The sequence below is a fragment of the Actinophytocola sp. genome (assembly GCF_050699915.1).
Lineage (GTDB): Bacteria > Actinomycetota > Actinomycetes > Mycobacteriales > Pseudonocardiaceae > Actinophytocola.
The window spans coordinates 1-6,070 of sequence record NZ_JBOHGA010000304.1; the positions used below are offsets into that span (position 1 = coordinate 1).

General features: G+C 73.0%; 7 protein-coding genes and 1 pseudogene. 6 read left to right on the top strand and 2 right to left on the bottom strand.

Annotation, left to right across the window (positions count from 1 at the left end; all coding sequences use genetic code 11):
* Window positions 1-261, bottom strand: a pseudogene (locus ACRDSK_RS30895) (RNA polymerase subunit sigma); the annotation flags it as partial.
* Window positions 262-336: 75 nt separating this feature from the next.
* Between ACRDSK_RS30895 and ACRDSK_RS30900 the strand changes: the two are divergent.
* Together ACRDSK_RS30900 and ACRDSK_RS30905 are read left to right on the top strand one after the other, a co-directional pair.
* The gene (locus ACRDSK_RS30900) at window positions 337-711 is read left to right on the top strand and encodes a hypothetical protein (RefSeq protein WP_431444927.1); all 375 of its coding nucleotides are present in this window, start codon (window positions 337-339) and stop codon (window positions 709-711) included.
* Window positions 704-943, top strand: coding sequence for a hypothetical protein (locus ACRDSK_RS30905; protein ID WP_431444928.1), 240 nt, complete (start codon window positions 704-706; stop codon window positions 941-943). Before ACRDSK_RS30900 ends, ACRDSK_RS30905 begins: the two co-directional genes overlap by 8 nt.
* On the opposite strand, the gene ACRDSK_RS30910 is transcribed toward ACRDSK_RS30905, so the two are convergent.
* Window positions 872-1,783, bottom strand: coding sequence for a S1C family serine protease (locus ACRDSK_RS30910; protein ID WP_431444929.1), 912 nt, complete (start codon window positions 1,781-1,783; stop codon window positions 872-874). The two genes, ACRDSK_RS30905 and ACRDSK_RS30910, sit on opposite strands and share 72 nt — an antisense overlap.
* A gap of 103 nt (window positions 1,784-1,886) precedes the next feature.
* Here ACRDSK_RS30910 and ACRDSK_RS30915 point away from each other — a divergent pair, with 103 nt between their 5' ends.
* Genes ACRDSK_RS30915 through ACRDSK_RS30930 form a run of 4 tightly spaced genes read left to right on the top strand, consistent with a single transcriptional unit; the run spans window position 1,887 to window position 5,864 of the window.
* Complete coding sequence (locus tag ACRDSK_RS30915; protein ID WP_431444930.1) at window positions 1,887-2,219, top strand: ArsR/SmtB family transcription factor; 333 nt, start codon at window positions 1,887-1,889, stop codon at window positions 2,217-2,219.
* Complete coding sequence (locus ACRDSK_RS30920; protein WP_431444931.1) at window positions 2,216-2,686, top strand: SRPBCC family protein; 471 nt, start codon at window positions 2,216-2,218, stop codon at window positions 2,684-2,686. The genes ACRDSK_RS30915 and ACRDSK_RS30920 overlap by 4 nt, the downstream gene beginning before the upstream one ends.
* 53 nt (window positions 2,687-2,739) lie before the next feature.
* On the top strand, window positions 2,740-4,917 hold the full coding sequence (locus tag ACRDSK_RS30925; RefSeq protein ID WP_431444932.1) for a prolyl oligopeptidase family serine peptidase: 2,178 nt from the start codon (window positions 2,740-2,742) through the stop codon (window positions 4,915-4,917).
* Window positions 4,914-5,864: an LLM class F420-dependent oxidoreductase gene (locus ACRDSK_RS30930; protein WP_431444933.1), complete on the top strand. Its 951-nt coding sequence runs from the start codon at window positions 4,914-4,916 to the stop codon at window positions 5,862-5,864. The genes ACRDSK_RS30925 and ACRDSK_RS30930 overlap by 4 nt, the downstream gene beginning before the upstream one ends.
* Window positions 5,865-6,070: the final 206 nt, after the last annotated feature.

The following is a 6,070-nucleotide window of genomic DNA, read 5'->3' on the forward strand; positions in this document are numbered from 1 at the left end:
GGTCACGGCCGCGGCGGTGATGTCGTACACGACCGCGAGGAACGGGCGGGCCTGGTCGTGGTAGCCCGGCAGTGCGCTCAGCACCTCCAGACACGCCTGTTGCGCGACCTCGTCCGCATGGGACCGGTCGGAGTTCGCCAGCCGCGCGCGGCAGTAGCGCACCACGATCGGGCGGAATGCGGCGAGCAGCCGCGTGATGGCACGAGGTTCGCCATCGAGCGCGGCTGGCAGGTTGTCTCGCAGATCGTCGCGGTAAGTCATCGTCTCCGGCTGGGCGCACTCCCCCATGAATGGCGCCGGAGACCGAGGCTACCGCACGTCCCGTACGGTGGGCCCGTGGACGCGTGGCTGTCGCCGGTCGGACTCGTGCTCGTCACCGTGGGGCTGGTCGTGCTCGCCCTGGCGGTCCGGGAGGTGCGCCGGCTGCGGGTGGACGTCGCGGCGCTGGAAGAGCGCGCCGCCGAAGTGGCGGACGAGATCAACGCCCTGCCACCGGAGGTGTCCGGGACCGGCGCGCGGCACCTGATCTCCGTCGAGATCCTCAACCTCTTCGAGTTGGCCCACAAGGAAAGCGCGTTCACCCGGCCGTTCACCGCACTCACCCCTCGCGTGCTGCGCGACGTGGTGCACCGGCGGATCGTCGGCCGGGTCCGGCAGAGCCTCGACGAGCAGGGCGTCCGGGCGGACGTGAGGCTGAACCGCGATGGCTGAGCTGACGATCCTCGCCGGCCTGGTCCTGACGGTCGCCGCCGCCGCGCTGCTGCTCATCGCGCGGCGGACGCGGCGGGACGTCAGGCGGGCCGACTGGCTGCTCACCCGCGCGTCCCTGGCGTGTGCCGAGGCGCAGCGGGCGAGCATCATGGTCGGCGGCTCACAGCTTGTCGATCACCTGCTGGGCATCGTTGCTCGGGATGGCGAACCCGATGCCGACGCTGCCGGCTGACCCGTCCGGGCCGGACACGGGGGAGTAGATCGCCGAGTTGACGCCGATCACCTCGCCGGCGGAGTTGAACAGCGGCCCGCCGGAGTTGCCCTGGTTGATCGACGCGTCGGTCTGGATGGCGTGGTAGGTCACGGTCGAGCCGCCGCCGGACCGCGCCTGCGGGAACGGACTCTGTCGCTGCTCCTCACCGGCCACGTTCACCTCGCGGTCCAGCGCGCTGACGATGCCCGTGGTCACGGTCCCCTGCAGCCCGCCCGGCGAGCCGATCGCGATCACCTCGTCGCCGACGTGCACGGCGTCGGAGTCGCCGAACTTCGCGGGCGTCAGGCCTGAGACGCCCCGGGCCTGGATCACCGCGAGGTCGGTCGACGGGTCGGTGCCGACGACGGACGCGGGGACCGTGCGGCCGTCGGCCAGCGTCACGGTCAGCTCCTCGGCGGCGGAGACCACGTGGTTGTTCGTGAGGATCCGCCCGGAGGCGTCGATGATCACGCCGGAGCCGAGGCCCTCGGCGTTCGCGGTCCGCACGTTCACCTGGACCACGCTGTTCTTGACCTTGTCGACGATCGAGCTGACGTCGACCGCCTTCGTGTCGGAGGTCGTCGTGGCGGACGCGGTCGGGGCGGCTGCGCCGTCGTCGCCGGCGACCAGTGCGCCGACCGTGCCACCGACCCCGGCCGCGGCGATCGTAGCGGCCGCGACCAGCGCGACGGCTCCCCGGCCGAGGCGGCGCTTGGGCTTGGGTGGCTCGGGCGGCAGGTAGCTCGGGGCCGGGTAGGTCCACGGCGGAACGGGCGGTTGTCTCGGTTGCTGTCTGGGGGGCAGGTATGTCTCGGTCATGGCTCCACGGTGCGGGTGCTGGCTGGGAGGAGCCTGTGAGCAACCGGAGGGATCGCCAAGAAGTTCCTTGACGATCCCTTTGGTAAGTTGTAGCTTACGGTTCGTGTCGACTTACCAAGTGGCCGCGCTCGGCGCGCTCGGCGATCCCACCCGCCGGGCGATCTTCGAGCTGCTGGCCGGCCGGCCGCGGGCGGTGGGTGAGTTGGCGAACGAGCTGCCGGTGAGTCGCCCGGCGGTGTCCCAGCACCTCAAGGTGCTCAAGGAGGCGGGCCTGGTCACCGACCAGGCCGAGGGCACCCGGCGGCGCTACCGAGTCGACCAACGGGGCGTGGCCGCGCTGCGCGGCTATCTGGACGAGCTGTGGGACAGCGCGCTCGCCGCGTTCGCCGCGGAGGTCGAGAACACCGAGACCGAGACCGAGGAGAAGGACCGATGACCACCGAGACGAAACCGCTCGCCGTCACCAAGACCGTCACCGTCCGGGCCGGCCGGGAGCGCGCGTTCACCGTGTTCACCGAGCGGTTCTTCAGCTGGTGGCCCAAGGGCCACCACATCGGCGACGTCGAGCTCGCCGACGTGGTCATCGAGCCCCGCGAGGGCGGCCGCTGGTACGAGCGCGGCGAGGACGGCACCGAGTGCGACTGGGGTCGGGTGCTGGCCTGGGAACCGCCGGCCCGGCTGCTGCTGTCCTGGCACCTGCAGGGCGACTGGGAGTACCACCCGGACCCGGCCAAGGCCAGCGAGATCGAGGTCCGCTTCGTCGCGGAGGCGGGCGGGCTGACCCGCGTGGAGCTCGAGCACCGGCACATCGAGCGGCACGACCTCGCGGCGGACGTGCTCAGCGGCGTGGACTCGGAGAACGGGTGGAGCGGCATCCTGGCGGCCTACGCGCAGCACGTGTGAGCTCGGCCGAGCAGACCGGACCGGTGGCCCCGTGACCGCATAGGGTCTAGGGGGTGACCAACGAGAGCTCCTTCCTCCGTCTCCAGGCTCGGACCCAGCGGTTCACCCTCGGCACACCGCGCGGGTTCCAGGTGTCGCCGGACGGCTCCCGCGTCCTGTTCCTCCGCTCCGCGTCCGGCGAGGACCGCCAACACATCCTGTGGCGGCTGGACCTCGAGACCGGCACCGAGAGCCGCCTCGCCGACCCCGCGGAGCTGCTCGGCGACGGCGACGAGGACCTGCCGCCGGAGGAGCGGGCCCGCCGCGAGCGCAGTCGCGAGCAGGGCGGCGGCGTGGTCGGCAACGCGACCGATGCGGACGTGCGGATCGCCGCGTTCGCGTTGTCCGGCCGGCTCTTCGTGGCCGACGCGGTCACCGGCGAGGCCCGCGAGCTCGCCGCCGCCCCCGGCGTGATCGACCCGCGGCCGGACCCGACCGGCCAGCACGTCGCGTACGTCTCCGGCGGCTCGTTGCGGGTCGTCGGCGTGGACGGCACGGGTGACCGGCCGCTCGCCGAACCCGCCGGCCCGGACCAGGCGTGCGGCGTCGCGGAGTTCATCGCCGCGGAGGAGATGGGCCGTTCGCGCGGGTTCTGGTGGTCGCCGGACGGCACCCGGTTACTGGTCGCGTTCACCGACAAGAGCCCGGTGCGGCGTTGGCACATCGCCGACCCCGCGCACCCGGAGACCGAGCCGAACGTCGTGTCCTACCCGGCCGCCGGTACCGACAACGTCGACGTCCGGCTGGCCGTGCTGAGCCTCGACCGGGAGCGGATCTCCCGGGTGGACGTGGACTGGCACGGCGGCGAGCTTCCCTACCTGGTCGCCGCCCACTGGAGCAAGGGCGGGCCGCCGCTGGTCGCGCTGCAGACCCGCGACCAGAAGCGCGTGGAGATCCGCTCGGTCGACCCGGACACCGGCTCAACGGACGTGCTCGCCGTCGAGACCGACGACATCTGGGTGGAGATCGTCCCGGGAGTGCCGGCGTGGACGCCCGACGGCCGGCTCGTGCGGATCGCGGTGAGCCAGGGCGGGTACCGGCTCGTCGTGGACGACAAGGAGGTCACCCCGCCGTCGCTGCAGGTGCGCGCGGTCCTCGACGTCGGCAGTCAGGTCGGCACCGACATCCTCGTCACCGCGACGGAGTCCGACCCCACGCAGGTGCACGTGTACCGGGTGGACGACGCGGGCGTCTCCCGTGTGTCCACTTCGGACGGCGTGCACGGGGCGACGCGCGCGGGCGACGTGACCGTGCTGGCGTCGTGGTCGCCGGAGCGCTCCGGTCCGGCGGTCACCGTGCTGCGCGGCGAGCAGCCGGCCGGCGCGATCGCCTCGCACGCCGTGGATCCCGGCGTCGAGCCCAACGTTCGGCGGCTCACCCTCGGCGAGCGGGAGTTGCGCGCGGCGCTGGTGCTGCCGACCGGGCACGAGCCGGGCAGCGGGAAGCTGCCGGTGCTGCTCGACCCGTACGGCGGACCGCACGCGCAGCGCGTGCTGGCCAGCCGCAACGCCTTCCTGGGTCCGCAGTGGCTCGCCGACCAGGGGTTCGCCGTGCTGATCGCGGACGGCCGCGGCACGCCGGGACGCGGGCCGGACTGGGACCGGCAGGTCGCGTTCGACTTCGCCGGTGTGACGCTCGAGGACCAGGTGGACGCACTGCACGCGGCCGCCGAGGAGTTCCCGGACCTCGATCTGTCCACTGTGGCCATTCGGGGCTGGTCGTACGGCGGCTACCTGGCCGCGCTCGCGGTGTTGCGCCGGCCGGACGTGTTCCACGCGGCCATCGCCGGCGCGCCGGTGACCGACTGGCGCCTCTACGACACGCACTACACGGAGCGCTATCTCGGCCACCCGGACGAGAAGCCCGAGGTGTACGACGCCAACTCGCTGATCGACGAGGCGCCGAAGCTCGAGCGGCCGCTGCTGATCATCCACGGCCTGGCCGACGACAACGTCGTGGTGGCGCACTCGGTCCGGCTCTCGGCCGCGCTGGTCGCCGCGGGCCGGCCGCACTCGCTGCTGCCGCTGCCCGGCGTCACGCACATGACGCCCCAGGACGACGAGGTGGCGGAGAACTTCATGCGCATGCAGGTGTCGTGGCTGCGCGACGCCCTGGGGGTCGTGAGCGGGAGTGACGGAGCGTTCCCCGTCTGGACTGAGGAGCGGAGCGAACCATGGGGCACAGCCAAGTGAACCGATGGGGCATCACCTTGCCGCTGACCGGCGTGCCGCTCGCCGCGCACCGTGACCTGGTGCGCGAGCTGCCGGACCTCGGCTACACCGACGTGTGGTCCGCGGAGACCGCGGGCACGGACGCGTTCACCCCGCTCGCGCTGACCGCAGAGTGGGCGCCCGGACTGCGGCTGGGCACGGCGATAGCGCCGGTCTACACCCGCGGGCCGGGCCTGCTCGCGATGCAGGCGGCGACGATCGCCGAGCTCGCGCCGGGCAAGTTCGTACTCGGCGTCGGCACGTCCACGCCGACGATCGTGACGGGCTGGAACGCCGTGCCCTTCACCGACCCGTACGCGCGGGCCCGGGACACCGTGCGGTTCCTGCGGGCGGCGCTGGTCGGCGACAAGATCAGCAGCGAGTACGAGACGTTCGCCGTGGCGAAGTTCCGGCTGGAGCGCCCGCCGATCCCGCCGCCGCCGATCGTGCTTGCCGCACTGCGGCCGGGAATGCTGCGGCTGGCCGCCCGGGAGGCCGACGGCGCGATCACGAACTGGCTCGCCCCGGCCGACGTCCCGACGGTGCGCTCCGCGCTGGGTACCGAACCCGAGCTGGTGGCGCGGATCTTCGTCTGCCCGACCGACGACGCCGACGCGGCGCGCGGGCTGGGCCGCATGCTGATCAGCAGCTACCTCACGGTCCCGGTGTACGCGGCCTTCCACGAGTGGCTGGGCCGCGGCGACGCGTTGGCGCGCATGCACGAGGCGTGGGCGGCGGGCGACCGCGCGGCCGCCAACGCGGCGATCCCGGACGAGGTCGTGGACGACCTGGTCGTGTGGGGGCCGGTCGAGAAGTGCCGCGAGCGTGTCGCGGCCTACGTGGAGTCCGGTTTGGACACTCCGGTGATCTCGGTGCTGCCCACGGGCGCGGATCCGGCGTCGCTGGTCAGGTCGCTGGCTCCGGTGTGACCGGTTGGTGCCGCCCGGTCCGGCGCCCGTAAGGTGGCATCGAGTTAGGCGAACCTAAGTAGGGGGTCGGATTGCGGGCTTCGCTGGATGCCGACGAACCTCGGCTCGCGGCCGGCGCCGCCGGCCCGGAGCGGCTGCGTGCCCTGGTGGCCGTGGCCCTGGACGCCATGGCCGACGCGGCCGCGGCCCGGTCCGGCCCGGTGCCC